At 66.8% G+C, this 24,117-nt stretch carries 23 protein-coding genes; 16 read left to right on the forward strand and 7 right to left on the reverse strand.

The genetic code is table 11. The features are described 5' to 3' along the window. Positions 1–9 precede the first annotated feature (9 nt). Positions 10–888 (forward strand): PhzF family phenazine biosynthesis protein, encoded by an 879-nt coding sequence (locus J5837_RS00925; RefSeq protein ID WP_210534844.1) that lies wholly within the window; start codon positions 10–12, stop codon positions 886–888. Between the two features lie 79 nt (positions 889–967). Here J5837_RS00925 and J5837_RS00930 read toward each other — a convergent pair whose 3' ends face one another. Then, positions 968–1,654 (reverse strand): glycine zipper 2TM domain-containing protein, encoded by a 687-nt coding sequence (locus J5837_RS00930; RefSeq protein ID WP_210534845.1) that lies wholly within the window; start codon positions 1,652–1,654, stop codon positions 968–970. A 190-nt stretch (positions 1,655–1,844) separates the two neighbouring features. Here J5837_RS00930 and J5837_RS00935 point away from each other — a divergent pair, with 190 nt between their 5' ends. Continuing rightward, on the forward strand, positions 1,845–3,164 hold the full coding sequence (locus J5837_RS00935; protein ID WP_210534846.1) for an aminotransferase class V-fold PLP-dependent enzyme: 1,320 nt from the start codon (positions 1,845–1,847) through the stop codon (positions 3,162–3,164). Here J5837_RS00935 and J5837_RS00940 read toward each other — a convergent pair. Further along, positions 3,161–3,853, reverse strand: coding sequence for an alpha/beta fold hydrolase (locus tag J5837_RS00940; protein WP_210534847.1), 693 nt, complete (start codon positions 3,851–3,853; stop codon positions 3,161–3,163). The two genes, J5837_RS00935 and J5837_RS00940, sit on opposite strands and share 4 nt — an antisense overlap. Then, complete coding sequence (locus J5837_RS00945; protein WP_210534848.1) at positions 3,846–4,283, reverse strand: OsmC family protein; 438 nt, start codon at positions 4,281–4,283, stop codon at positions 3,846–3,848. The genes J5837_RS00940 and J5837_RS00945 overlap by 8 nt, the downstream gene beginning before the upstream one ends. 333 nt (positions 4,284–4,616) lie before the next feature. Here J5837_RS00945 and fusA point away from each other — a divergent pair, with 333 nt between their 5' ends. The 5 genes from fusA (at position 4,617) to J5837_RS00970 (ending at position 9,192) form a co-directional block, all read left to right on the forward strand. Continuing rightward, complete coding sequence (gene fusA / locus J5837_RS00950; RefSeq protein ID WP_210534849.1) at positions 4,617–6,650, forward strand: elongation factor G; 2,034 nt, start codon at positions 4,617–4,619, stop codon at positions 6,648–6,650. A gap of 190 nt (positions 6,651–6,840) precedes the next feature. Further along, a complete protein-coding gene (locus tag J5837_RS00955; RefSeq protein ID WP_210534850.1) occupies positions 6,841–7,218 on the forward strand; it encodes an HU family DNA-binding protein in 378 nt (125 codons plus the stop codon). A gap of 215 nt (positions 7,219–7,433) precedes the next feature. Beyond that, complete coding sequence (locus J5837_RS00960) at positions 7,434–7,730, forward strand: DUF3861 family protein (protein WP_244755489.1); 297 nt, start codon at positions 7,434–7,436, stop codon at positions 7,728–7,730. 303 nt (positions 7,731–8,033) lie between these two features. Beyond that, on the forward strand, positions 8,034–8,603 hold the full coding sequence (locus tag J5837_RS00965) for a DUF1439 domain-containing protein (RefSeq protein ID WP_210534851.1): 570 nt from the start codon (positions 8,034–8,036) through the stop codon (positions 8,601–8,603). 25 nt (positions 8,604–8,628) lie between these two features. Next, positions 8,629–9,192 (forward strand): hypothetical protein, encoded by a 564-nt coding sequence (locus J5837_RS00970; RefSeq protein ID WP_210534852.1) that lies wholly within the window; start codon positions 8,629–8,631, stop codon positions 9,190–9,192. 7 nt (positions 9,193–9,199) lie between these two features. Here J5837_RS00970 and J5837_RS00975 read toward each other — a convergent pair whose 3' ends face one another. From J5837_RS00975 to J5837_RS00990, 4 genes are all read right to left on the reverse strand, one after another. After that, positions 9,200–11,440 (reverse strand): DUF5916 domain-containing protein, encoded by a 2,241-nt coding sequence (locus tag J5837_RS00975; protein ID WP_210534853.1) that lies wholly within the window; start codon positions 11,438–11,440, stop codon positions 9,200–9,202. A gap of 117 nt (positions 11,441–11,557) precedes the next feature. Further along, the gene (locus J5837_RS00980; RefSeq protein ID WP_210534854.1) at positions 11,558–12,739 is read right to left on the reverse strand and encodes a DUF3734 domain-containing protein; all 1,182 of its coding nucleotides are present in this window, start codon (positions 12,737–12,739) and stop codon (positions 11,558–11,560) included. Positions 12,740–13,032: 293 nt separating this feature from the next. Further along, complete coding sequence (locus J5837_RS00985; protein WP_210534855.1) at positions 13,033–13,821, reverse strand: 3-hydroxybutyrate dehydrogenase; 789 nt, start codon at positions 13,819–13,821, stop codon at positions 13,033–13,035. 220 nt (positions 13,822–14,041) lie between these two features. Further along, a complete protein-coding gene (locus tag J5837_RS00990; protein WP_210534856.1) occupies positions 14,042–14,512 on the reverse strand; it encodes an SET domain-containing protein in 471 nt (156 codons plus the stop codon). A gap of 154 nt (positions 14,513–14,666) precedes the next feature. Here J5837_RS00990 and J5837_RS00995 point away from each other — a divergent pair, with 154 nt between their 5' ends. The 9 genes from J5837_RS00995 to J5837_RS01035 all read left to right on the forward strand — a co-directional run bounded on the left by J5837_RS00995 (position 14,667) and on the right by J5837_RS01035 (position 24,104). After that, positions 14,667–15,221 (forward strand): cytochrome C, encoded by a 555-nt coding sequence (locus tag J5837_RS00995; RefSeq protein WP_210534857.1) that lies wholly within the window; start codon positions 14,667–14,669, stop codon positions 15,219–15,221. 69 nt (positions 15,222–15,290) lie between these two features. Continuing rightward, positions 15,291–15,746 (forward strand): SUF system Fe-S cluster assembly regulator, encoded by a 456-nt coding sequence (locus J5837_RS01000; protein ID WP_210534858.1) that lies wholly within the window; start codon positions 15,291–15,293, stop codon positions 15,744–15,746. Between the two features lie 16 nt (positions 15,747–15,762). Continuing rightward, positions 15,763–17,250 (forward strand): Fe-S cluster assembly protein SufB, encoded by a 1,488-nt coding sequence (gene sufB, locus J5837_RS01005; RefSeq protein WP_210534859.1) that lies wholly within the window; start codon positions 15,763–15,765, stop codon positions 17,248–17,250. A 76-nt stretch (positions 17,251–17,326) separates the two neighbouring features. Continuing rightward, a complete protein-coding gene (sufC, locus tag J5837_RS01010) occupies positions 17,327–18,091 on the forward strand; it encodes a Fe-S cluster assembly ATPase SufC (RefSeq protein WP_210534860.1) in 765 nt (254 codons plus the stop codon). Continuing rightward, a complete protein-coding gene (gene sufD / locus J5837_RS01015) occupies positions 18,091–19,353 on the forward strand; it encodes a Fe-S cluster assembly protein SufD (protein WP_210534861.1) in 1,263 nt (420 codons plus the stop codon). The genes sufC and sufD overlap by 1 nt, the downstream gene beginning before the upstream one ends. Continuing rightward, entirely contained in the window at positions 19,350–20,600 is a 1,251-nt protein-coding gene (locus J5837_RS01020; protein WP_210534862.1) for a cysteine desulfurase, read from the forward strand. Before sufD ends, J5837_RS01020 begins: the two co-directional genes overlap by 4 nt. 128 nt (positions 20,601–20,728) lie before the next feature. Next, a complete protein-coding gene (locus J5837_RS01025; RefSeq protein ID WP_210534863.1) occupies positions 20,729–21,253 on the forward strand; it encodes a GNAT family N-acetyltransferase in 525 nt (174 codons plus the stop codon). Then, complete coding sequence (locus J5837_RS01030) at positions 21,250–21,585, forward strand: non-heme iron oxygenase ferredoxin subunit (protein ID WP_210534864.1); 336 nt, start codon at positions 21,250–21,252, stop codon at positions 21,583–21,585. Before J5837_RS01025 ends, J5837_RS01030 begins: the two co-directional genes overlap by 4 nt. Positions 21,586–21,791: 206 nt before the next feature. Next, a complete protein-coding gene (locus J5837_RS01035; protein WP_210534865.1) occupies positions 21,792–24,104 on the forward strand; it encodes a catecholate siderophore receptor Fiu in 2,313 nt (770 codons plus the stop codon). Positions 24,105–24,117 lie beyond the last annotated feature (13 nt).

Raw genomic sequence — 24,117 nt, forward strand, 5'->3', positions numbered from 1 at the left:
CCCACGCCCATGACCTTGCGCCGCTACCTGCAACTCGATGTGTTCGCCGACCGCCCCGGCGCCGGCAATCCGCTGGCCGTGGTGCTGGATGCCGTCGGCCTCGACGACGATGCGATGCAGGCCATCGCCCGTTGGACGCGGCTGCCGGAGACCACCTTCGTGTTTCCGGCCACACGTGCCGACGTCAGCTACGCCATTCGCATCTTCAGCCCGCGCCGCGAAGTGCCGTTCGCCGGCCACCCCAGCGTCGGCACCGCGCATGCGGCGCTTGAAGCCGGGCTCGCCGCGCCACGCGATGGCGTACTGGTGCAGGAGGGCATCGCCGGGCTGCTGCCGCTGCGCGTCGACGGCAAAGGCCGCACGCGACGCATCGCCGTGCGTACGCCGCGGGCGAAGGTGGTCGAAACCGCCGAGGCGCCGCAAGGACCGTTACGCGATGCCTTGCGGAATCTTCCCGCCGGCACATTGCCGCCGGCGCTGGTCGACGGCGGTCGCCGCTGGTGGCTGGCGGAGCTGAAGGACGAAGCCAGCCTGCGCGAAGCGCAGCCGGACTGGGTCGCGATTTCGGCGCTGGCCAAGGCCACCGACAGCATGGGCCTGTGCGCCTACGCACGTACGCCCGGCCAACCCTACGACCTGGCGGTGCGTGCGTTCGTCGGGGCACCGGCGGCGTTCGAAGACGCCGCGTCCGGCGCGGCCAACGCGACGCTGGCCGCGTGGCTGAAGTCGCGCGACGCCTTGCCAGGCCACGAGGGCCGTTACCGGGTCAGCCAGGGGCGCGAGGTCGGCCACGACGCGCTGCTCGAGCTGCAGGTGGATGCCGACGGCGACGTGTGGTCGGGCGGACAGGTGCAGACCGTGGTCAGCGGCGAAATCGACTGGCGCTGATTTTCTTCTCCCGCCCGGAGAAGGAAAAACGAAGGGGCCTTGCGGCCCCTTCGTCGTGTTCGCGGATGGGTACTCGCCTTTATTCTGGCGTCACCGACACCCGCACGCGCAAGCGGTCGCCGGGGTTGTAGCTGGTGCGGGTGTGGTAGGTGCGACCCGCGTATTCGTAAGTCACGTCGTAACCGTCCACACGCTCGTCGCTGCCGTAATAACGGCCGTTGACCGGTTCGGGATCGCAGACGCGCACGGTGCCGGTCTGCGCCTGGCGATTGCGCTGCGTGTTGTCGTAGATCGAACGCCCGGCCATGCCGCCGACCATCGAGCCGACCGCGGTGCCGACGTAGCGCCCGCTGCCGTTGCCGACCTTGCTGCCCAGCACCGCGCCGGCGATGCCGCCGAGCACGGTGGCCATGGTGCGGCCAGTTTCGCTGCCGCCATCGCGGCGGTACGCACCATCGCGGTCGTAATAACCGTCGCGGCTGTAGCCGTCGTCGCGCCGGTAATAGCCGTCGCGGTCGTAGTAACCGTCGTTGCCACCGGCGTAGACCTCGTCGCTGCGGCGATAGGTGCAGTTCTGCGAAGTGGTGCGCGACCCGCCGCGACCGATGATCGGATCCACCCGGACCACCCGCGCATAGTCGTAATCGTTGGTGTTGTCGTAGCCGCGGCTGTCGTAGACGTCCCGCGAGGAACCGTAGCTCTGCGCGGACGCGACTCCGGCGAAGGCGAGGCTGGCGGCGAGCAGGCTGGCGGAAAGGCGTTTCATGGAGGGCTCCCCGCGCCGGAATGGCGCAGGCGCATCGTCGGGTCGCACGGGTGAAACGAATCTGAATTCGACCGGCGCTTTCCGCACCGTTTACCCCTGCGACAGCTTGCCGGAAGGCGAGCGGCGCAATCCGTGGCCGCACGGCCGATGGCCAGCCGTTGTCTCGCACAACCACCCCGGGAAATCCGCCATGAACGCAACCCTCAGCCGCCGCCGGTTCCTCGCCGTTCCCGCCGCCCTGGGCGCCGCCGCCTTGCTACCGGGCGATTTCGCAGTCGCGCTCGCCGAGGAGACGCCGCGGATGCCGGATCTCTCCGACTGGTCGAAGGTGCGCGGGCAATTCCAGCTCGATCCCGATTGGATGCATTTCGCCAGTTTCTTCATCGCCAGCCACCCGGCCCCGGTGCGCGATGCGATCGACGGATGGCGGCGCGCGATGGACCGCAATCCGTTCCAGGTCATCGAACAGGGCATGTTCGAAGACGAAGCCCACAACATCCCGCTGCAGGTGCGGGCCGCGATCGCCCGCTACCTGGGCGGTGGCGCCGAGGACATCGCGCTGACCCGCAGCACCACCGAAGGCTTGGCGCTGGTTTACCACGGGCTGCCGCTGAAGGCCGGCGACGAAGTGCTGGCGACCACCCACGATCATTATTCGCACCACGAATCGATCCGCCTCGCCACCCGGCGCGCCGGGGCGACGATGCGCCGCGTGCCGTTGTTCGACGAAGCCGCGCAGGCCAGCACCGGGTCGATGATCGAACGCCTGCTGGCCGCGGTGAAGCCGGCCACGCGCGTGGTCGGCCTGACCTGGGTGCATTCCAGCAGCGGCATGCGCCTGCCGATCCGCGAGATCGCCGCCGCCCTGAAACAGCGCCACCCCGACGTGCTGCTGGTGGTGGACGGCGTGCACGGCCTGGGTTCGACCGACGAAACCGTCGCCACGATGGGCGCGGATTACTTCTGCGCCGGTTGCCACAAGTGGATGTTCGCCCCGCGCGGTACCGGGCTGGTATGGGCCAGCGCGCAGAACTGGGCGCGGCTGACGCCGACCATTCCCGACTTCAGCGACTTCGAAAGCTACGACGCCTGGTCCCACGACCGCGCCCCGGCCACGCCCAACAACGCCGCGCGCATGAGTCCGGGCGGCTTCCACGCGTTCGAACACCAATGGGCGATGGGCGCTGCGTTCGGCATGCACGAACGCATGGGCCGCAGCCGCGTCGCCGCGCGCATCCGCGCGCTCAACGACCAGCTCAAGGCCGGCCTGTCCGGGATCGGCAAGGTGCGCATCCACACCCCGATGTCGGGCGACCTGTCGGCCGGCCTGGTGGCGTTCGAGATCGACGGCGTGAAGACCGACGACGTGGTCAAGCGCCTGCTCGAGCGGCGCATCATCGCCAGCAGCAGCCCTTACGCGGTCAGCTATCCACGCCTGGCGCCCAGCCTGATCAACACGCCGGAGGAAGTGGATCGCGCGATAGCCGCCGTGCGGGAGATCGCGGCCTAGCCGGGCGAAAGTTCATCCAGCCACGCCGCGGCCTGTCGGGCGATGGCGGCCGCGTGCCGTCCGAGCAATGGACCGACATGGCTGGTGGACGACGTCTGCAGCAGACTGGCACCCCACGCATCCGCCATCGCCCTTGCGACAGCGGGCGGCACGTCCTCGTCTTGTGCGGATGCGATCAGCAGCAGCGGGCAATCCGGCTTCCGCGCGGCGAGCCCCGCGTGGGCTTCGCGCAACACCGCGCCGGCTTCGTCGCGCCAATGGCGGAACGCGAACAGCGCGCTCGCATCGTCGGCGTCGGGCATCGCGCGCCGCGTCGTCGCCAACCGCGCATCGCCTTGCCAGCGCACTACCTCCGGCCACTCCCGCACCGGCAGTTGCGCATGCCAGGGCGCGGGCGGCAGCGGATTCACCAGTACCAGCGCGTCCGCATCGTCGGCCGCCAGCAGTGCGAGCAGCCCACCAAGACTGGCGCCGACCAGCGCGCGCGGACGCGGCAGCGCGTGCAACGCCGCCCGTACCTGGACGAGATAGTCGTACAGCGTGGTCGCCGCCAGGCCGGCAGGCGCGGGCTGCAGTTCGAAGGCATCGGTTTCGATGCCCTGCGCCTGCCACGCGCCGCGCCACAGGTTCCATTCCCAGGCGCCGCCGCCGGCGCCGTGGACCAGCAGCGCGTGGTGCGGTTTATTCAACCAGGGTCGCTTCCAGCGACACCGGCACCGACAGCGCGCGCGAGATCACGCAGCCGGCCTTGGCCGCTTCGGCGATCTGCTGGAACTTCGCCGCATCGATGCCCGGCACCTTGGCCGAGACGACCAGCTTGACGCCGGTGATGGTCGGGCCCGGATCCATGCCCGGTTCCATCGTCGCCTCGGCGCGGGTGTTGATGCTGTCCGGGGTGAAGCCTTCCTTCCCCAGCACCGCCGACAGGGCCATGCTGAAGCAGCCGGCGTGCGCCGCGGCCAGCAACTCTTCCGGGTTGGTGCCCTTCTCGTCGCCGAACCGCGTCTTGAACGAATAGTTCTGCGCCTCGAACAGGCCGCTCTGCGGCGTGCTGATGCTGCCCTTGCCCGCTTGCAGGTCGCCATTCCACTGCGCATCGGCATAACGCTTGAAAGCCATGTTGGTGCTCCGGATTGGGGGAAGCGCAGCTTACACCCGCAACGTGACGCCGCTGTAGGAGCGCCTCCTGGGCGCGACCGGAAGAATGGCGTTGCATGGATGTCCGTCGAGCCGGGAAGCTTCCGGTCGCGCCCAGGGGCGCTCCTACAAATGCATGGCCCTTCATTTCGCGCCGCGACTTGACCCGCCCGCCGCATGCCACGATGCTGGCCGCCCCGCCATGACCGCCCGTCGAGCGCACGCTCGCACGGTTGCGCTCCTTCCCTGCGGACAGCCATGACGGCGTATGCGGATTCCCCGCACGTGCCCGGCTATCCAGAGGAGATTCGGCCCATGGCTTATTCGACAGAACAAATCCGCAACGTGGCCCTGGCAGGCCACCCCGGCGCCGGCAAAACCACCTTGTTCGAAGCCCTGCTGCATGCCGGCGGCGCCCTGCAGACGGCAGGCACGATAGAACGCGGCAACACCGTGTCCGATTTCGACCCGATGGAAAAGGCGCGCGGCCACTCCATCGACACCGCCATCGCCAGCACCGACCATTCGGGCATCCACGTCAACCTGATCGACACGCCCGGCTATCCGGAATTCCGCGGCCAGGCGCTGTCGGCGCTGTCGGCGGTGGAAACCGCGCTGATCGTGGTCGATGCCGACAACGGCGTCGCCCACGGCACCCGCCGGCTGATGGAACGCGCGAAGCAGCGCGGCCTGTGCCGGGTCGTGGTGGTCAACAAGATCGACCACGAAGGCGCCGATTGCGCCGCGGTACTGGAGCAACTACGCGAGGAATTCGGCCCCGAGACATTGCCGCTGAACCTGCCCGCCGACGGCGGCGCGCGCGTGGTCGACTGTTTCGGCGGCAACGGCGGCGAGAGCGATCTCGGCCCGGTCGCCGAATGGCACCAGAAGATCATCGACCAGGTCGTCGAGATCAACGAGACGGTGATGGAGCATTACCTGGACCTGGGCGAAGGCGGCCTGTCCGGCGCCGAACTGCACGACGCCTTCGAGCAATGCCTGCGCGAAGGCCACCTGGTGCCGGTGTGCTTCGCCTCGGCGCGCACCGGCGTCGGGGTGAAGGAACTGCTCGATGCGATGGAACGGCTGTTCCCGAATCCCGGCGAAGCCAATCCGCCGCCTTTCGTGAAGGGCGACGAGCCGATTGTCGCCCGGCCCGACCCGGACGCGCACGTCGTCGCCGATGTGTTCAAGATCGTCAACGACCCCTTCGTCGGCAAACTCGGCGTGTTCCGCGTCTACCAGGGCACAGTGAAGAAGGATTCGCAGTTGTTCGTCGACGACGGGCGCAAGCCGTTCAAGGTCGGCCACCTGTTCAAGCTGCGCGGCAAGGACCACACCGAGATAGAACAGGCCATCCCCGGGGACATCGCCGCGGTGACCAAGGTCGACGAACTGCATTTCGACGCGGTGCTGCACGACAGCCACGACGAGGACCAGATCCACCTGGCGCCGGTCGATTTCCCGCGGCCGATGTTCGGACTGGCCATCGAAGCGGCCAGCAAGGGCCAGGAACAGAAGCTGGCCGGCGCACTGCACAAGCTGGCCGAGGAGGACCCGGCCTTCGCCGTGGAAACCAACGCCGAGCTCAACGAAACGGTGGTGCGCGGCCTGTCCGACCTGCACCTGCGGGTGATGCTGGAACGGCTGAAGGAGCGCCACGGCGTCGAGGTGAAGACCCGGCCCCCGCGCATCGCCTACCGCGAAACCATCGGGGCGAAGGCCGAAGGCCACCACCGGCACAAGAAGCAGACCGGCGGCGCCGGCCAGTTCGGCGAAGTGTTCCTGCGCATCGAACCGCTGCCGCGCGGCGGCGGGTTCGAGTTCGTCGACGAGGTCAAGGGCGGCACCATTCCGGGGCAGTTCCTGCCGGCGGTCGAGAAAGGCGTGCGCCAAGTGCTGTCCGGCGGCGCCATCGCCGGCTATCCGCTGCAGGACCTGCGCGTCATCGTCTACGACGGCAAGCACCATGCGGTCGACAGCAAGGAAGTGGCGTTCGTCGCCGCCGGCAAAAAAGCCTTTCTGGACGCGATCTTGAAAGCGAAACCGCAAGTGCTGGAACCGGTCGTGGACCTGGAAGTCAGCGCGCCGGAAGCGCAGGTCGGCGACATCACCGGTGGCCTGTCGTCGAAGCGCGCGCGCATCAACGGCACCGATTCGGCGCGTGGCGAAGTCACGGTGAAGGCGCAAGTGCCGCTGTCCGAACTGGAAGGCTATGCGGCCGAACTGAAATCGGTCACCGCCGGCCGCGGGCGCTACGCGCTCGACTTCAGCCACTACGAACCGGTGCCGGTGCAGGTGCAGCAAAAACTGGTCGAGACGTGGAAACCCAGGCACGAGGACGAGTGAAACGCGGCGCGGCGCCGAGGCGGATCACCGTCATTCCGGCGCCGCGCATCGCTCATGAAGAAAAAACCGCTGGAAAATGCCGTTCCGGACTTGGCGACGGCGCGCGATTGCCCTACATTTCGCCTGCCGACGGTTTCGACCGAAGATTTCGGCCCGAACAACCCACCTAACGAAGGTATACAGGACAACTATGGCAACGAAGAAGAAAGCCGCTCCGAAGAAGGCCGCGAAGGCCGCCAAGCCCGCCGCCGCCAAGCCGATCAAGGAAGCCCTGAGCAAGTCGGGCCTGGTCGCCCACATCGCCGACGCCGCCTCGGTCGCCGCCAAGGACGTGCGCGCCGTGCTGGCCGCGCTGGAAGGTGCGGTGCACGCTTCGGTCAGCAAGAAGGGCGCCGGTTCGTTCACCCTGCCGGGCCTGCTGAAGATCACCGCGGTCAACGTGCCGGCCAAGCCGAAGCGCAAGGGCATCAACCCGTTCACCAAGGAAGAGGTCTGGTTCGCCGCCAAGCCGGCTTCGGTGAAGGTCAAGGTTCGCCCGCTGAAGAAGCTGAAGGACGCTGCCGCCTGATCCTGGCGCACGCTTCGCAAAGCAACACCGCTCGAGACGGCCCAGGCCGTCTCGAGTCGCTTCGGGCCAGATGTTTTTGTGGGAGCGGCCATGGCCGCTCCCACAACGGCTGCCCCGGCGCTGACCGGTGGAACGCTCAATCACAGCCGCGGCGTCGCCGCTGCGCCGGCATCGGCCTATCGTGGCCTCGCGATACCGCAAGCCCCGTTCCCGCCATGACCATGAACACCCCCCAGCACCGCTACCGCATCACCGTCACGCCGATCGAGGCCGATGGCCTGCCCTGCCAGCGGCGCTGCGCGATCGAATTCGAACACCGCGACCGCACCGACTGGATGCGCCTGCTGGAGTCGATCCAGCGCCGTCCGGGCCTCAGCGGCGACGAGCGCTCGGCGCTGGCCGTGGCGCTGCGCCTGCTGGACACCCTCAGCCATCGCGAAGGCGACGAATTGTTCGCCGCGCTGCGCCCGCACCTGGATGCGTTCGTACGGGGCCTGCACGCCCAGCATTGATGCGCGGACGGCTCTCGTGGGAGCGGCCATAGCCGCGAATGCCTTCCCTCACTTTCCCCAAGAGCATCCGCAAGCAAGCCCACTCCCGTACAGCCCCGTGGGAGCGACTTCAGTCGCGAATGCTTCTCCCCGCTTCCTCACTGAAGCGCATTCGCGAGCAAGCTCGCTCCCACGCCATTGCCTTCCCGCGTGCCTCGGCATGAAAGCCGCACCGCCGAACGCAAGCGCCGCTTGGGCGGCTAACCGGGCGTTCACCGCTTTCCGCTAAGGTAGCCGGCATCCGCCCCTGCCCCGGGAAGCCGCATGTCCACCGCCCCGCTCCGCCGCCTCGCCTGCCTGCTGGCGCTCGCCGCCAGCCTGGCTGCCTGCACCACGCTCAACGCGGTTTCCGCCTGGCTCGGCAACGAAGTCGCGTTCACCGCGCCGCAGCTGCAGCGCAAGCTGGACAACAGCTTCCCGCGCGATTTCGACAAACTCGGCGGCCTGGTTTCCGCACGGCTGACCAACCCGCGCCTGAGCATCCCGCAAGGCGACAGCCGCCTGCGCCTCGACTTCGACATCGCGGTCAGCGCGCTGGGCGAAACGCCGGTGGATTCGGGCCACTTCGCCCTGCTCAGCGGCTTGCGCTACAACCCGGCGACGCAAGGCCTGCACCTGGACAACCCGGAACTGCTCAGCGTCGACATCCCCGGCGCGGGCAGCCTGCTCAAGGGCGGCACGCGCGGGCTGATCAACACGCTACTGGCGGATTACGCCGCGTCGGAGCCGGTCTACCGCCTCGACGACGACCTGCTGCGCAAGCTGCCCTCCGGCAAGCGCATCGGTTCGACCAACATCGAGAACGGCCGCGTGGTCGTGCACCTGACCCAGTGACACGCCCGGCAAGGAGCGGGCCGCCATGAAGAAGGGACTTCCCCCCGCCATCATCGCCGCTTGCCTGGCCGGCTTGTGCGCCTGCACGCCATCGCCTGCGCCGCCGGTAGCTCCAGCCCAAAGCACGCCAGCGGCTTCGCCTGCCGCCGCGCCGGCGACGAAAGCGCCCGCAGGAACACCTGGCGCGACCGGCGACGCGACACCGACAGTGGACGAAGCCACGCCTGCCGCCGCCGAAGCCGTGGTCCGCGCGTACTACGCCGCGATCGATGCCCGCGATTTCGCCACCGCCTACGCGCAATGGAGCGACGGCGGCGCGGCCAGCGGGCAGAGCTTCGAGCATTTCCGCAACGGCTACGCCAACACCGCGTCGGTCGAGGCCGAGGTCGGCGCGGCGACCGGCGAAGAAGGTGCCGCCGGTTCGCGCTACATCCGCGTGCCGATCGAACTGCGCGCCACCCAGCACGATGGCAGCGTGCGCCATTACCGCGGCGGCTTCGTCCTGCGCGCGGTGATGGCCGACGGCGCCAGCGCGGAACAGCGGCGCTGGCACCTGTATTCGGCGGATATCCAGCGCCTGCCCGAATGAGCCGCGCTTACAGCTCGAAGCGGTAGCTGAACTTCACCAGCAACTGCTCGTCGTCGCGCAGGTTGAAGCTGTCCAGCAGCAACTGGCTGGAATCTTCCGAGAACTCGTTCTGCCGATAACCGCCACGGCCATAGACCACATACAGGTAGGACAGCGGCGCCAGTTCGTAGCGGTAGCGGATCTGGAAACCCAGGTTGCGCAGGCTGAAGGAATCGACGGGGTCGGCGGTCTTCAGCATGTCGCCGTTCGCCTGCACCCGCCACGCGTCCTCGACCGCCGCATCCATGCCGATCGCCTGCAGCTTGACCCGCAGTTCCTGCTTGCTGCCCATGGCCAGGTTGAGGCCGGCATCCAGCTGGAACGCTTGCTCGTCGAAGCTGCCGATCAGGTTGTCGCCCTGCCAAACCAGCCAATGCGGCACGCGCTCGTAGTACAGGCCGGCGAACACGCTGAACGCATCGCTGATGAAATAGGTCGGCTGGAACCGCGCGTCGAATCCGATCGCCTCGGCCTTCTCGACGCCGCGGCTGAACGCGTTGATCTCGGTCTCCCACGCCCAGTCGCCCTTGCGCGGACGCGTGTATTCGTAATGCGCGTTGAAGTTGGCCGGCTCCTTCATCGCGCCGTGGCCGCGGGTGATCGTGTCGTCGCGCCCGCTGGCGTTGAGGTTGATCTGCGCATATTCCTGGCTGCCGTTGCGCAACTGGCTCTGGCGGCTGACCCGGAACTGTTCGCCCAGGTCCTGGCCGTGGTCGTTGTACACGCCGGTGACCCGCCAGCGCCATTCCTTCGACGAATAGCGCGATTCCTGCGGCAGGTCGGCGAAGCGCTTGCGGAACTCCCAATGCAGGTAGTTCATGCTATTGCGCGACAGGTAGCCGGCGTCGTTGATCTGCAGGTCGTTGCCGAAGTGCATCGCGATCCATTGCTGGCGCCAGCCGTGGTCCATCTGGTAATCGGCCCACAGGGTGGCGCCCATGTCGCGCACGGTCTCGCCGCCCTGGTCGATCTGGCTGCCGAATACCCGCGTCTGCACGTTCCAGCGCGCGTTCGGCCGCCAGTTGTGGTCCACGCCCAGCGTGGTCGCCTCCCGGTCCAGGTACGGACGATCAACGCGGGTCATCATCAGGCCGAGGTTCTGCTTGCCGAAATCGCCGGTCACCCGGCCCGCGTAGAAGGTGCGGCCCACTTCGTCCGCTTCGTCGGCGACGAACAGGCCGTACTTCGCGTTGCCGACGTTGCCATTCAATTTGACCGCCGCGGTGATGTCGCCGGCGCCATTGCCGTCGTCGGCCGGGCCGCCGACCCGGCGCGTGTACAGCAACTGGCTGAAGTCCGACGGCGTGGTGTATTCGAAGATGCCCTGGTTCTCGGTGAAGAACGGGCGCTTGTCGCTGATGAAGGTCTCGGTGGCGCCGAAATTGACCACCAGGTCGTCGCTTTCCACCTGGCCGAAATCCGGGTTCAGCGTGGCCGACAACTGGAACTGGCCGTTCGGCTTCCAGAACAGGTCGGCGCCGGCGTCGAAATCGCTGCGTCCCCGCACGTTGTCGTACAGGCCGGACATGTACGGCGTGACCGCCAGCAGCGACTGGCTGTATTGCGCCACTTCGATCGGGGTGAAGTCGGACAGGAAGCGCGGCAGTTCGAAGCTGGCCGCGGGCCACGCCGAACGCTCGCCGGTGGAACCGATGACCCGGTCCAGGTAGATCTTCAGCGTGCGCTTGCCGTCCGCGCCCTTGCGCATCGGCGCGATGTACCAGGGGATCAGTATCTCCGCCGACCAGCCGTCGGCGTCTTCGCCGACCGCGTGCTTCCAGTTGCCGTCCCAGTCGGGGTTGAAGTTGCTCTCGTTGCTGATCACCGCATCGCCGATGCCGTCGGTCGACGACACGCAGAAGTTGTAGCCGGTACGGCCGTCGCCATCGAAGTCGATGTTGACGTTGACCCGGTCGACCTGCTCCTCGAAGTCGCGCTGCACGCGCTGGCGGGTACGCGGCACGCTGGCCGGTTGCACGTTGCGGAAGCCGATGGCCAGGCCCTCGGGCGTGGCCAGGATCCACGCTTCGGTCGGCTGCGTCCCCGGCGTGCGGGTCAGCGGCTGCACCCGGCGGAAATCGGTGACGTGTTGCGCGCCGGCCCACTCGGCCGGATCGATGCGCCCGTCGATGACCACGGTCGGACCGGATTCCGCCGCCATGGCCGGCACGGCCAACCCGGACAAGACCATCGCAAGCAACTGTCGCATCGACGCACACCCCTGTTTGGATGCGCGCAGGCTACGCAGGCGCCCCCATCCGTGCGCCTGCCGTCGGTCATGTAAACCTTTGGCGCGAACCCGGCATCCCCACTGGGACGACGCCGTTCAGGCCGTCGCGTCGTGGGTCGCGAAGGCGTTTTCGCCCTGCGGCAGTTCCAGCCATTCCGGACGGGCCAGCGCACGGCCGATATCGACGCGACCCGCCTGCCAGTGCTCGTGGATGGCGACGCGGCCGAACTGGTAATCCTTGAAATGGCCGATGCGGGCGCGATCCCGGTAAATAAGGTGGATCACGCTGTAGCGACGGTCGCAGGCCAGTTTTTCCGCATGCTGGCACCACGGATTGCGCGCGCGCACGTCGGCGGGGATTTCCTCCAGCAGTTCGCGCAGCAGGCGCCGGTAGTGCTGGCCGACGCGATGCATGTCGGTGATCGCGCGGGTGCGGCTGGAGTACTGGATTTCCTTCTCGCGTTCGGCCACGTCGAACAGGTTGTGCGGCAGGTCGCCGCGCGCGCTCCACAGGTCGACCTGGAACACCAGCGCATCGCGGCGCGGTTCGGTTTCGAACAATTGCGACAGCGGCGTATTCGACACCAGGCCGCCATCCCAGAACCAGCGTCCGTCGATCTCCACTGCCGGGAATGCCGGCGGCAACGCGCCCGAGGCGAGGATGTGGCGCGCGTCGAGGCGCATCTTCGCGTTGTCGAAGTACTCCAGGTTGCCGCTGGCCACGTCCACCGCGCCGACGCTGACGCGCATGCCGCCGTCGTTGAGCCGGTCGAAGTCGACCAGCCGGTTCAAGGTGTCGAGCATGGGCCGGGTGTCGTACCAGCTGGCGGTGTCGGGACCGGGTACCGCGAACGGGTCGAACCATGCGCGCGGGGCATAGAACCCGCGCTGGCCTTCGACCAGCGCGCGCCAGGCTTCCCACGCATCCAGCCAACTGCGCGAATCGCCGTGCAATTGCCCCAGGCTCGCCTCCTGCCCCTGCGCCGTGGCCGGGAAGAAGAATGGCTGCGACACCGTGTCCCAGAATTCGCGCAGCACGTCGAGCCGCTTCTCCGGTGGGTTGCCCGCGATCAACGCGGTGTTGAAAGCACCAATGGAAATACCGGCCAGCCAGTTCGGCGCGATGCCGGCTTCGTGCAGGCCCTGGTAGACGCCGGCCTGGTAGGCGCCGAGCGCGCCGCCGCCTTGCAGGACGAGGGCGATGTTCTCCGGAACGCGCGGCCTGGCTTTCGACTTGCGAACGGGCGTGGGCTTCGTCGCGGCTCGTTTGGCGGCCATGGACACCTCTATCTGTTACCGGGGATGACTGTCATCCCGAACGTAGCGAGGGACCTGAGTTGCTCTTTCGCCTTCGCTCGTCATTCCCGCGCAGGCGGGAATCGCCCTTCGCCGTCGCTTTTGCTGTTTGAACAAAGAGCAAAAGCCGGAGCGATTCCCGCCTGCGCGGGAATGACGAGCGGAAAAACAAAAGCAGGATCCCTCGCCACGCTCGGGACGACAATTCCGATGGACTTCTTTCGATGGATTCCTTTCGATCCCGCACCGACCTCGACGGGTCGCGTCGGGAACGACTACTGCATGTACCAGCCATGGCTGACCACGACGCTCTGCCCGGTCAGCGCCGCGCTGGGGAACTCGCACAGGAACCGCACCGTCTCGGCCACATCCTGCACGGTGGTGAAGATGCCGTCCACGGTCTGGCCCAGCATCACCTTCTTCACCACTTCCTCCTCGCTGATGCCCAGTTCCCTGGCCTGCTCGGGGATCTGCTTCTCCACCAGCGGCGTGCGCACGAAACCGGGGCAGACCACGTGCGAACGCACGTTGCGCTTGCCGCCTTCCTTGGCAAGCACCCGGGCCAGGCCCAGCAGGCCGTGCTTGGCGGTGACGTAGGCCGACTTCAGCGGCGAGGCCTCGTGCGAATGCACCGAGCCCATGTAGATCACCACGCCACCGCGATCGCCTTCGTACATGTGCGGCAACACCGCCTTGGTGGTCAGGAACGCGCCGTCCAGATGGATGGCCAGCATCTTCTTCCAGTCGGCGAAGGCGTAATTCTCGATCGGGTTGACGATCTGCACGCCGGCGTTGGAAACCAGGATGTCGACCGGGCCGAGCTGCTCGACGACCTTGGCGATGCCGGCATCGACCTCGGCTTCGTCGGTGACGTTCATCGCCACGCCCAGCGCCTTGCCGCCGGCCGCGACGATCTCGGCGGCGACGGTGTTGGCGCCGTCCAGGTTGAGGTCGGCGATGGCGATGGCCGCGCCGGAACGGGCCAGGGTATGCGCGATTTCCTTGCCGATGCCGCTGGCCGCGCCGGTGACGACGGCGACCTTGCCTTGCAGGGGGAGAGCCATGAGCGTTCCTTACGAAGGTGGGGGAATACCGCCATCATTATCCCGGGCTATGGGTTAGAACATCGTTCCAACGGCCAATGCCCCTCTGAATCTCTGGTGTGGGAGCGACGTCAGTCGCGAATGCTTTTGATCCTTGTCCTAAGATTGGCCGAACGACAAGCGTTCGCGACTGACCGGCTACGGCATGCCGTAGCCACTCCTACAGGGAAAATTCCTGCGATTACTTCTTCGGCTGCAGCATCGTCCCGGTGCAGTTCTTCGAGCCGCACTTGCACGCCCAGATCTTCTTCAACCGCGCGGTATGCGGTTCGTCCAGGGTGATGCCGTAGTTGTAGGTCAGCTCCTCGCCCGGCTTGATGTTGCGGATCGCCTCGATGTAGACCCGGTCCTTCTTGCGGTTCTTGCCTTCATGCTCGTCGAAGACCGCCTCGCAGTTCGGATTGCAGCTGTGGTTGATCCAGCGTGCGCGGTTGCCCTTGTGGTTGGCGTCGATCACGTACTCGTCGTTGAGCGTGAACAGGAAGGTGTGGCCGGATTCCACGTCGCCCGAGTCTTCCTGGTCGACTTCCTCGTGGGTACGGCGCTTGCCCTTGTATTCGATGACGAACTCGCCCTTCTTGATCGGGGCGATGGCGAACACGCCGTTACCGTGGATGTCGGACTTGCGCGCTTCGATCTTCTTGTTGGCCATTGCTAATGCGTGGAAGGGGGACGGGCAATTCTCGCACGGCCCGCGCGAAACCTGCCGCAGGCCGGCATGACCGATGGCACGGCGGCGGCCGGACCTGTCCTGTCGCCGTGCCGACCTGCGTATTCATCCGGTCAGTCCCCCTCCGGAAAACCCGATGTCCCTCAAACGCAACTCCCTCCTCCCGCTGTCGGCACTGATGCCGCTGCTGCTCTCGCTGGCCGCCTGCCAGCCCGCCGCCAAGCCCGCCGTCGCGGCCCACGCGCCCGAACCCGACCTGGTCGCGCGCGGCGAATACCTGGTGAGGATCGGCGGCTGCAACGATTGCCACACCCCCGGCTATGTCGAACGCGCCGGCCAGCTCGACAAGGCGCAATGGCTGACCGGTTCCCCGCTGGGCTACAACGGCCCGTGGGGAACTACCTATCCGACCAACCTGCGCCTGCGCATGCAGGAAATGACCGAGGCGCAATGGATGGAATACAGCGCCAACTTGCGTACGCGTCCGCCGATGCCCGACTTCACCGTCCGCGCGATGGCCGAAGAAGATCGCCGTGCGATCTACCGCTTCGTCCATTCGCTGGGCGCCGCGGGCCAGGCCGCGCAGCAGGCGCTGCCGCCCGGCCAGACTCCGAAACCGCCGCTCTTCCAACTGGTGCTGCCGGCCATGCCGGCCGCTGCGGCCGCGGGCGAGGCCGGCGCAAGCCATTGATTTGAAAGCCCACTTGGAGCAATGGGCCGCAAAGCGTACAATTTCAGTACGTTTTAGCGGCCCGTTGTCATGCTTCGCGTCACCAAACTCACCGATTACGCCACTGTCGTCCTGACCGTGCTCGCCGCACGGCCGGGCGAAGTGCACAGCGCCACCGAGCTGGCCGAGCATTCCGGCCTGGAACCGCCCACCGTCAGCAAGGTGTTGAAACCGTTGGCACAAGCCGGCCTGGTCGAAGGCCTGCGCGGCGTGCACGGCGGCTACCGCCTCAGCCGCGACGCCGCCGACATCAGCCTGATCGAGATCGTCGAGGCGATGGAAGGCCCGTTGGCGATGACCGAATGCAGCCAGGCCGAAAGCCACTGCGGCATCGCCCACCAATGCGGCGCCCGCGCCAACTGGCGCCTGATCAACGACGTGGTCGCCGACGCCCTGCGCGGCGTGACCCTGGCGCAGATGCTGCGCCCTTCCCCTTCCGACGACCCCCGACGACGCCCGATCGCGGCGCAGGTCGTCGCCCAATGATTCCGTAGGCAGCCCGATGGCCACCGAAACATCCACATTGAAAGCCGCAATCCCCGAAGCCCAGACCCAACAGAACGCGGAAATCCTGGCCCAGCTAGGCCGCCGCTACGACGCCGGCTTCGTCACCGACATCGAATCCGAATCGCTGCCGCCCGGCCTGAGCGAGGACATCGTCCGCGCCCTGTCGGCGAAGAAAGGCGAGCCGGAATGGATGACCGAATGGCGCCTGGCCGCGTACCGGCACTGGCTGACCATGCCGCAACCGCACTGGGCCAAGCTGGACATCGCGCCGATCGACTTCCAGGCGATCAGCTACTACTCCGCGCCGAAGGGCCCGAAGTACAAGTCGCTGGACGAAGTGCCGCAGGAGCTGCTCGACACCTACGACAAGCTCGGCGTGCCGCTGCACGAGCGCGCCAAGCTGGCCGGCGTCGCCGTCGACGCGGTGTTCGACTCGGTCAGCGTCGGCACCACCTTCCGCAAGGAACTGGCGGACAAGGGCATCGTGTTCTGCTCGCTATCCGAGGCCGTCCACGACCATCCTGAACTGGTGAAGCGCTACCTCGGCAGCGTGGTGCCGACCGGCGACAACTATTTCGCCGCGCTGAACTCGGCGGTGTTCTCCGACGGCAGCTTCGTGTTCATCCCGAAGGGCGTGCGCTGCCCGATGGAACTGAGCACCTATTTCCGCATCAACGCGATGGGCACCGGCCAGTTCGAGCGCACCCTGATCGTCGCCGAGGAAGGCAGCTACGTCTCCTACCTGGAAGGCTGCACCGCGCCGATGCGCGACGAGAACCAGCTGCACGCCGCGGTGGTCGAACTGGTCGCGCTGGACGACGCCGAGATCAAGTACAGCACCGTGCAGAACTGGTACCCCGGCGACGAGAACGGCGTCGGCGGCATCTACAACTTCGTCACCAAGCGCGCCGAATGCCGCGGCGCGCGCAGCAAGGTGACGTGGACGCAGGTGGAAACCGGTTCGGCGATCACCTGGAAATACCCGAGTTGCGTGCTGCTGGGCGACGACTCGACCGGCGAATTCCATTCCGTGGCGCTGACCCACCATCGCCAGCAGGCCGACACCGGCACCAAGATGATCCATGTCGGCAAGCGCACCAAGTCGAAGATCGTCAGCAAGGGCATCAGCGCCGGGCGCGGGCAGAATTCCTATCGCGGCCTGGTCAAGGTCGAGCGCGGCGCCGAGGGCGCGCGCAACTACACCCAGTGCGACAGCCTGCTGATCGGCAAGAAGTGCGGCGCGCACACCTTCCCCTACATCGAGGTGAAGAACCCCAGCGCCACGGTCGAGCACGAGGCGACCACCTCGAAGATCTCCGACGACCAGCTGTTCTACTGCCGTTCGCGCGGCATCGGCGAGGAAGACGCGGTCAGCATGATCGTCGACGGCTTCTGCAAGCAGGTGTTCCGCGAACTGCCGATGGAATTCGCGGTGGAGGCGAAGAAGTTGCTGGAAGTGTCGCTGGAAGGCAGTGTCGGGTAAGGCGGGTCGTGACCCGCCACCCGAAGTCGAAAACAAAAGCATGGCGGGTCATGACCCGCCCTACCGGAACATCGAAATGTTGAAGATCGAAAACCTCCACGCCAGCGTCGCCGGCAAGGAAATCCTCAAGGGCCTCAGCCTGGAAGTGAAGGCCGGCGAAGTGCACGCCATCATGGGCCCCAACGGCGCCGGCAAGTCGACGCTGGGCAACATCCTGGCCGGGCGCGAAGGCTACGAGGTCACGGCCGGTTCGGTCGAGTTCGAAGGCAGCAACCTGCTGGAATTGGAGCCAGAGGAACGCGCCGCCGCCGGAGTGTTCCTCGCCTTCCAGTACCCGGTGGAAATCCCCGGCGTCAACAACACCTATTTCCTGCGCGCCGCGCTCAACGCCCAGCGCAAGGCACGTGGCGAGGCGGAACTGGATTCGATGCAGTTCCTCAAGCTGGTCCGCGAGAAGCTCGCGGTGCTGCACCTGAAGGATGAGTTGCTGCACCGCGGCGTCAACGAAGGTTTCAGCGGCGGCGAGAAGAAGCGCAACGAAATCTTCCAGCTCGCGCTGCTGGAACCGAAGCTGGCGATCCTCGACGAAACCGACAGCGGTCTCGACATCGATGCGCTGAAGAGCGTCGCCGACGGCGTCAACGCCCTGCGTTCGCCGGACCGCGCCTTCCTCGTCGTCACCCATTACCAGCGTCTGCTCGACTACATCAAGCCGGACGTGGTGCACGTGCTGGCCAATGGCCGCATCGTCGAAAGCGGCGGCCCGGAACTGGCGCTGGAACTGGAAGCCCACGGCTACGCCTGGCTGAAGGACCGCATCGCCCCGACCGAGGCCGCGTGATGAGCGCCCTGCTCGAATCGCTGGCCTCCGCCTTCTCCGGCGACGCGGCGCGCCGCGCAATGCTCGACGACGCGCTGCGCGACGGCCTGCCCGGACCGCGCAGCGAAGCCTGGAAATACACTTCGCTGCGCCAGTTGGAACGGCGCAGCTTTGCGCCCGTTTCGGCTGCGCCAGCCATCGATCCGGAATCGCTCGTCGACATCCCGGCGCCACGCCTGGTGTTCGTCAACGGCGTGCATGCGCCGTCGCTGTCGCTGACCGACGGGTTGCCGGACGGCATCGAGCTGCGCTCGCTGTCCGCGGCATCGGCCGAAGGCAGCGAAGCGGCGCGCTTCCTGGGTCGCCGCTTCGAGCGCGGCGACGAAGTCTTCGCACGGCTCAATGCAGCGCTGGCCAATGAAGGCGCATTGCTGCGGGTCGGGGAAAACGTCCGGATCGCCGAACCGCTGCATCTCGTCTTCCTCGGCACCGCCGATCGCATCGACCGTGCCTGGCACCTGCGCAACTTCATCGAGCTGCGCGCCGGCGCAGCGCTGACCGTCGTCGAACACCACCTGGAAGCCGCTCCCCACGCCAACCTGGCGAACGCCCTGAGCCACGTCCATCTCGCGCGCGGCGCACGCCTCGTGCATGCGCACGTGCAAGCCGAAGGCGAACGCGCGACTTCGCTGCTGCGTACCGACGCCGTGCTGGCCCGTGACGCCGAATACCGCCGCGTCGACCTGGAACTCGGCGGTGCCCTGTCGCGCCACGAACTCAACGTACGCCTGGAAGGCGACAACGCCCGCCTGCTCGCCAACGGGGTGCTGCTGGCCACGGGACGCCGCCACGTCGACACCCGACTGGGCATCGACCACATCGCCCGCGACACCGCCTGCGAACTGACCTGGCGCGGACTCGGCGCGGGGCGCGGACGCGCGGTCTTCCACGGCGGCATCCTGATCCGCGAAGGCGCGGACGGTGCCGATGCCAGCTTGTCGAACAAGAACCTGCTGCTGTCCGAGAACGCCGAAATCGATACCCAGCCGGTGCTGGAAATCCACGCCGACGAAGTGAAGGCCGCGCACGGCGCCACGGTCGGCCGGCTCGACGCCAACGCGCTGTTCTACCTGCGCTCGCGCGGCCTGCCGCAGGCGCAAGCGCGCAAGCTACTGACCGCCGCGTTCTGCCGCGAACCGTTGGCGATGATCGAAGATACCGATCTGCGCGCCACTCTGACCGCCCGCGTCGATGCCGCCCTCGCGGCGCTGGAGACCGCATGAACCTGCCATCGACCCACGGAATCGACGCCGTCCACGTCGACTGGGCGCGCATCCGCGCCGATTTCCCGCTGCTGGAACGCACGGTCAACGGCAAGCCGCTGGTCTACCTGGACAGCGCCAACACCGGACAGAAGCCGGCCGCCGTGATCGAAGCGGTGGACGACTTCTACCGTCGCCACAACGCCAATGTCAGCCGTGCCGTGCACACGCTGGGCAGCGAAGCGACCGAGGTCTACGAAGGCGCGCGCAAGAAGCTCGCGCGCTTCCTCAACGTCCGCGCCGACGAGCTGGTGCTGTGCAGCGGCACCACTTTCGCAATCAATCTGGTCGCCTATTCGTGGGCCTTGCCGCGCCTGCGCAGCGGCGACGTGATCCTGGTGTCGCGGATGGAACACCACGCCAACATCGTGCCTTGGCAGCTCGTCGTGCAGCGCACCGGCGCCGAGATCCGCGTCGCCGAGATCCTGCCCGACGGCACGCTCGACCTGGCCGCGCTGTACGCGGCGATGACTTCCGAGGTGAAGCTGCTGGCCGTGACCCACGTGTCCAACGTGCTGGGCACGGTCAACCCGGTGCGCGAGATCTGCCGCGAGGCGCGCAAGCGCGGCATCGCCACGGTGGTCGACGGCTCGCAGGCCGCGCCGCATCGCCCGGTCGACGTGGCCGCGATCGGCTGCGACTTCTACGCGGTCACCGGCCACAAGATGTGCGGCCCGACCGGCACCGGTGCGCTGTGGGCGCGCAGGGAACACCTCGCCGCGATGCCGCCGTTCATCGGCGGTGGCGAGATGATCAAGGAAGTCAGCTTCGACGGCACCGTGTTCAATGATCCGCCGCACAAATTCGAAGCCGGCACGCCGAACATCGCCGGTTTCGTCGGTCTCGGCGCCGCGGTCGATTACCTCGAAGGCGTCGGCCTGGCCAACGTCGAGGCGCGCGAAACCGAACTGCTAGCGCACGCGACCGAGGAACTGAAGAAGATCGACGGCTTGCGCATCTTCGGCGAAGCGCCGGAGAAGGCCGCGGTGATTTCGTTCCTGGTCGAGGGCGCGCACGCGCATGACCTGGCGACCCTGCTCGACCTGGAGGGCGTGGCGGTGCGCTCCGGCCAGCACTGCGCGCATCCGCTGCTGCAGTACTTCGGTGTTGCCGCGACCCTGCGCGCATCGTTCGCGTTCTACAACACGCACGAGGAAATCGAGGCGTTCGTCGCGGCGCTGAACAAGGCGCGCAAGCTGCTGGGCTGATTCTGTTCTCCTCTCCAGGGGAGAAGAGCCTTCCGCCCAAAGAAGCTTCATCGCCGATGTCGGCTCCCGCCCTCATCCGCCTTTCGGCACCTTCTTCCGGAGGGAGAAGGAAAAGCTAAAATTGGCGGATGACCGAACTCTTCTTCCGCGCCGCCACGCCGGCCGACATCCCCGCCCTCGTCGCCCTGGTGACTTCCGCCTATCGCGGCGAGGCCAGCAAGCAAGGCTGGACCACCGAAGCGGACATGCTGGACGGCCAGCGCATCGATCCCGAAGTGTTGCGCAGGGACATCGAACGCCCGCGCAGCCGCATCGTCGTCGCCGAGCGTGGAGGCGAGCTGCTGGCCTGCGCGCACGTGGCCGAGGAGGACGGCGCGGGTTATTTCGGCATGTTCTCGGTGCGCCCCGACCTGCAGGGCAGCGGCATGGGCAAGACGTTGCTGGCCGAAGCCGAGCGCGTCGCGCGCGAAGAATGGACGCTACCGGCGATGCGCATGACCGTGATCGACATCCGCGACGAGCTGATCGCCTTCTACGAACGCCGCGGCTATGCGCGCACCGGCATCAAGAAGCCGTTTCCGTATGGCGACGAGCGCTTCGGCATCCCGAAGCGCGACGACCTGCGCTTCGAGATCCTGGAGAAGGCTCTGTGAGCGAGCCGGCCTGGACCTTCGTCTGCGCGACCGGCGAACTGCTGCCGGGTGAAATGAAGAGCGTGTTCGACGAAGTCACCGGCGCGCCGATCGTCGTGTTCAATTACGACGGCGATCTGTACGCGCTGGAAGACCAGTGCAGCCACGAGGAATTCGAGCTGTCCTCGGGCAACTTCGATGCCGACGAGGCCAGCATCGAATGCGTGCTGCACGGCGCGCGCTTCGACGTGCGCGACGGTCGCGCGCTGTGCGCGCCGGCCTACTCGCCGGTGCCCAAGTTCCCGGTCAAGCTGGAACACGGCGGGATCTGGACCCGCGACGACCGCGAGTGACTCGGCGGCGGATTCGCCGGTCCACCTGACGACCCGAACCATCCGGCACGCTAAGGGCCAGCCGCGGGCCGCATTCATTTTTCGTTGTAATTGCAAATCATTCTCATTATTATGTCGCCCGCCGGCGCCGGCCCTGCCTGGCGCCAGACCGACACCTTCCCCACCCCCGCAGTCGCCAGGGTGTCCGACCTTTGCACGGAACCTCCATGAGCTACATCAAATCGCGCAAGCACGCCCCGAAATGCCCCTTCCCCGCCCTGTCCACCGCTACCCTGGCCGCCGGACTGGCCATGGCCCTGCCGGCGGTCGCCGCCGAGGTCGCCCCGGCCGATGCCGCGGACCAGGCCACCACGCTGGACAAGGTGCAGGTGCGCGGCCTGCATAGTTTCATCGTCTCGCCGAAGTTCACCCAGACCCTGCAGGACACGCCGCAGACCATCCAGGTCATCGACAAGGAACTGTTCAACCAGCAGGGCGCGACCACGCTGACCGAAGCGCTGCGCAACAGCGCCGGCGTCGGCACGTTCTATGCCGGCGAAAACGGCAACACCAGCACCGGCGACACGCTGTACATGCGCGGCTTCGACAGCTCCAGCAGTATCTTCGTCGACGGCATCCGCGACCTCGGCAGCGTCTCGCGCGACCTGTTCAACATCGAACAGGTCGAAGTGGTGAAAGGCCCGGCAAGCACGGATACCGGCCGCAGTGCGCCGACCGGCGCGATCAACCTGGTGACCAAGCAGGCCAACCTGCGCAATGCGGCATCGGGCACGGTTTCCGCGGGCAACGACGGCCAGCAGCGCGCCAACGCCGACTGGAACCATGCCTTCGGCGAATCCGGCAATGCCCTGCGCCTCAACGCGATGTGGCAGGTCAGCGACGTGCCCGGCCGCGATCATGTCAACAACAGCCGCTGGGGCATCGCCCCGTCGCTGGGCTTCAATCTGGAAGGCGCGACCCGGGTCTACCTCAACCTGCTGTACGTGAAGCAGGACAACGTGCCGGACGGCTTCGTGCCGACCATCGGCATGGCTGGTTGGAAGCCGCAAAACGGTCTGGCGGCGCTGGTCGGCCATCCCGTCGATCCGGAGAACTTCTACGGCACCCGTGCGGACCATGACGACGTGACCGCCCAGATGGCCACATTGCGCGTCGAGCACGATTTCTCCGACACGCTGAAGCTGAGCAATACGCTGCGCTGGGGCAAGACCCAGCAGGACTACCTGCTGACTTCCTTCCGGGCCATGTCCAGCGATATCGCGTGGACCGATCCGTCCGATCTTTCCACCTACACGATCAAGCGCGGCCTACCGACTTTCAAAGACCAGCGCAACGAGATCCTGACCGATCAGTTGAACCTCCGCGCAGATTTCGCCACTGGGGCCGTACAGCACTTCGTCAGCACCGGCGTTGAATTCGCGCGCGAGGATTACGACTTCTTCGGCCAGGCCGCCACGGGCGGCAGCGCGTGGACGCCGGCGAAACTGTACGATCCAGACTGGAACGCCACCGGGCTCACCTGGGCGCACAACGGCGCCGACCGCCACGGCAAGACCACCACCGTATCTGCCTACGTTTTCGATACCCTGAAGTTCGGCGACAGCTTCCTGCTAACCGCCGGCCTGCGCGCCGACCGCTACAGGATTGATTTCCGCAGCGCAGCCGTATGCGGCACGCCGCCGAACGCTCCCGCCTGCGCCGGCAACCCGGCTGGCACGGTATTGCCCCACCTCGACGCGATCCTCGAGAAAACCTTGGTGAGCGGCAAGCTTGGCGCGGTATACAAGCTCGGCGATACGGTCAGCTTGTACGCCAACTGGGCGATCTCGCAGCAACCGCCAGGCGGCGGCACCATGGAACTCAGCGGTGCAGCCAACAACGCCAATAACCCGAAGTTCGAACCGCAAAAAGCGCGAACCCTGGAAGTCGGTACCAAGTGGAATCTGATCGAGAACGCGCTGGCATTCAACCTGGCGCTGTTCGACACCGAAGTCGCCAACGAAGTCACGCCGGATCCTACCCTGCCCGGCACCTACGTACAGACCGGCCGCAAGTCGGTGAAAGGCATTGAGGCGTCGGTGGTGGGCAACATCACCGAAAGCTGGTCGGTATCGGCTGGGCTCAGCCACCTGAGCTCCCAGGTCGAGGCCGGCGCGCTCGTCTCGGCCGATGGTAGCCGTGCTTTGGCCTATACGCCGGACAACGCCTTCACCGCTTGGACGACCTATCGGATGCCATTTGGCCTGAGCGTCGGCGGCGGCTTGCGTTACGTCGGTGGATTGACCAAAGGCAGCGACGGCGCGGATACCGCCAATGGTGGCGCCACCCCAGCAAACATTAAGTCCTACACGGTCTACGACGCCGTACTGTCGTACCCGATCAACGACAAGCTGACCCTGCGCTTCAACGGCTACAACCTGTTCGACAAGCAGTACGTCGCCGCGATCAACAAAAGCGGTTACCGCTACACCCCGGGCACGCCGCGCACCTTCCTGCTGAGCGCGGACTTCCGCTTCTGAGGCACACTGGGCG

This window comes from Pseudoxanthomonas helianthi (assembly GCF_017939625.1).
Classification (GTDB): Bacteria; Pseudomonadota; Gammaproteobacteria; order Xanthomonadales; family Xanthomonadaceae; genus Pseudoxanthomonas_A; species Pseudoxanthomonas_A helianthi.

Coding starts and splice junctions, on each gene's coding strand:
- J5837_RS00960 (WP_244755489.1), top strand. CDS start 7,434: ATGACCATGAACACCCCCCAGCACCGCTACCGCATCACCGTCACGCCG.
- J5837_RS00990 (WP_210534856.1), bottom strand. CDS start 14,512: ATGGCCAACAAGAAGATCGAAGCGCGCAAGTCCGACATCCACGGTAAC.
- J5837_RS00925 (WP_210534844.1), top strand. CDS start 10: ATGACCTTGCGCCGCTACCTGCAACTCGATGTGTTCGCCGACCGCCCC.
- fusA (WP_210534849.1), top strand. CDS start 4,617: ATGGCTTATTCGACAGAACAAATCCGCAACGTGGCCCTGGCAGGCCAC.
- J5837_RS00955 (WP_210534850.1), top strand. CDS start 6,841: ATGGCAACGAAGAAGAAAGCCGCTCCGAAGAAGGCCGCGAAGGCCGCC.
- J5837_RS00975 (WP_210534853.1), bottom strand. CDS start 11,440: ATGCGACAGTTGCTTGCGATGGTCTTGTCCGGGTTGGCCGTGCCGGCC.
- J5837_RS00935 (WP_210534846.1), top strand. CDS start 1,845: ATGAACGCAACCCTCAGCCGCCGCCGGTTCCTCGCCGTTCCCGCCGCC.
- J5837_RS01020 (WP_210534862.1), top strand. CDS start 19,350: ATGAACCTGCCATCGACCCACGGAATCGACGCCGTCCACGTCGACTGG.
- sufB (WP_210534859.1), top strand. CDS start 15,763: ATGGCCACCGAAACATCCACATTGAAAGCCGCAATCCCCGAAGCCCAG.
- J5837_RS00930 (WP_210534845.1), bottom strand. CDS start 1,654: ATGAAACGCCTTTCCGCCAGCCTGCTCGCCGCCAGCCTCGCCTTCGCC.
- J5837_RS00995 (WP_210534857.1), top strand. CDS start 14,667: ATGTCCCTCAAACGCAACTCCCTCCTCCCGCTGTCGGCACTGATGCCG.
- J5837_RS00970 (WP_210534852.1), top strand. CDS start 8,629: ATGAAGAAGGGACTTCCCCCCGCCATCATCGCCGCTTGCCTGGCCGGC.
- J5837_RS01000 (WP_210534858.1), top strand. CDS start 15,291: ATGCTTCGCGTCACCAAACTCACCGATTACGCCACTGTCGTCCTGACC.
- J5837_RS00945 (WP_210534848.1), bottom strand. CDS start 4,283: ATGGCTTTCAAGCGTTATGCCGATGCGCAGTGGAATGGCGACCTGCAA.
- J5837_RS00965 (WP_210534851.1), top strand. CDS start 8,034: ATGTCCACCGCCCCGCTCCGCCGCCTCGCCTGCCTGCTGGCGCTCGCC.
- J5837_RS01025 (WP_210534863.1), top strand. CDS start 20,729: ATGACCGAACTCTTCTTCCGCGCCGCCACGCCGGCCGACATCCCCGCC.
- sufC (WP_210534860.1), top strand. CDS start 17,327: ATGTTGAAGATCGAAAACCTCCACGCCAGCGTCGCCGGCAAGGAAATC.
- J5837_RS00985 (WP_210534855.1), bottom strand. CDS start 13,821: ATGGCTCTCCCCCTGCAAGGCAAGGTCGCCGTCGTCACCGGCGCGGCC.
- J5837_RS00980 (WP_210534854.1), bottom strand. CDS start 12,739: ATGGCCGCCAAACGAGCCGCGACGAAGCCCACGCCCGTTCGCAAGTCG.
- J5837_RS01035 (WP_210534865.1), top strand. CDS start 21,792: ATGAGCTACATCAAATCGCGCAAGCACGCCCCGAAATGCCCCTTCCCC.
- sufD (WP_210534861.1), top strand. CDS start 18,091: ATGAGCGCCCTGCTCGAATCGCTGGCCTCCGCCTTCTCCGGCGACGCG.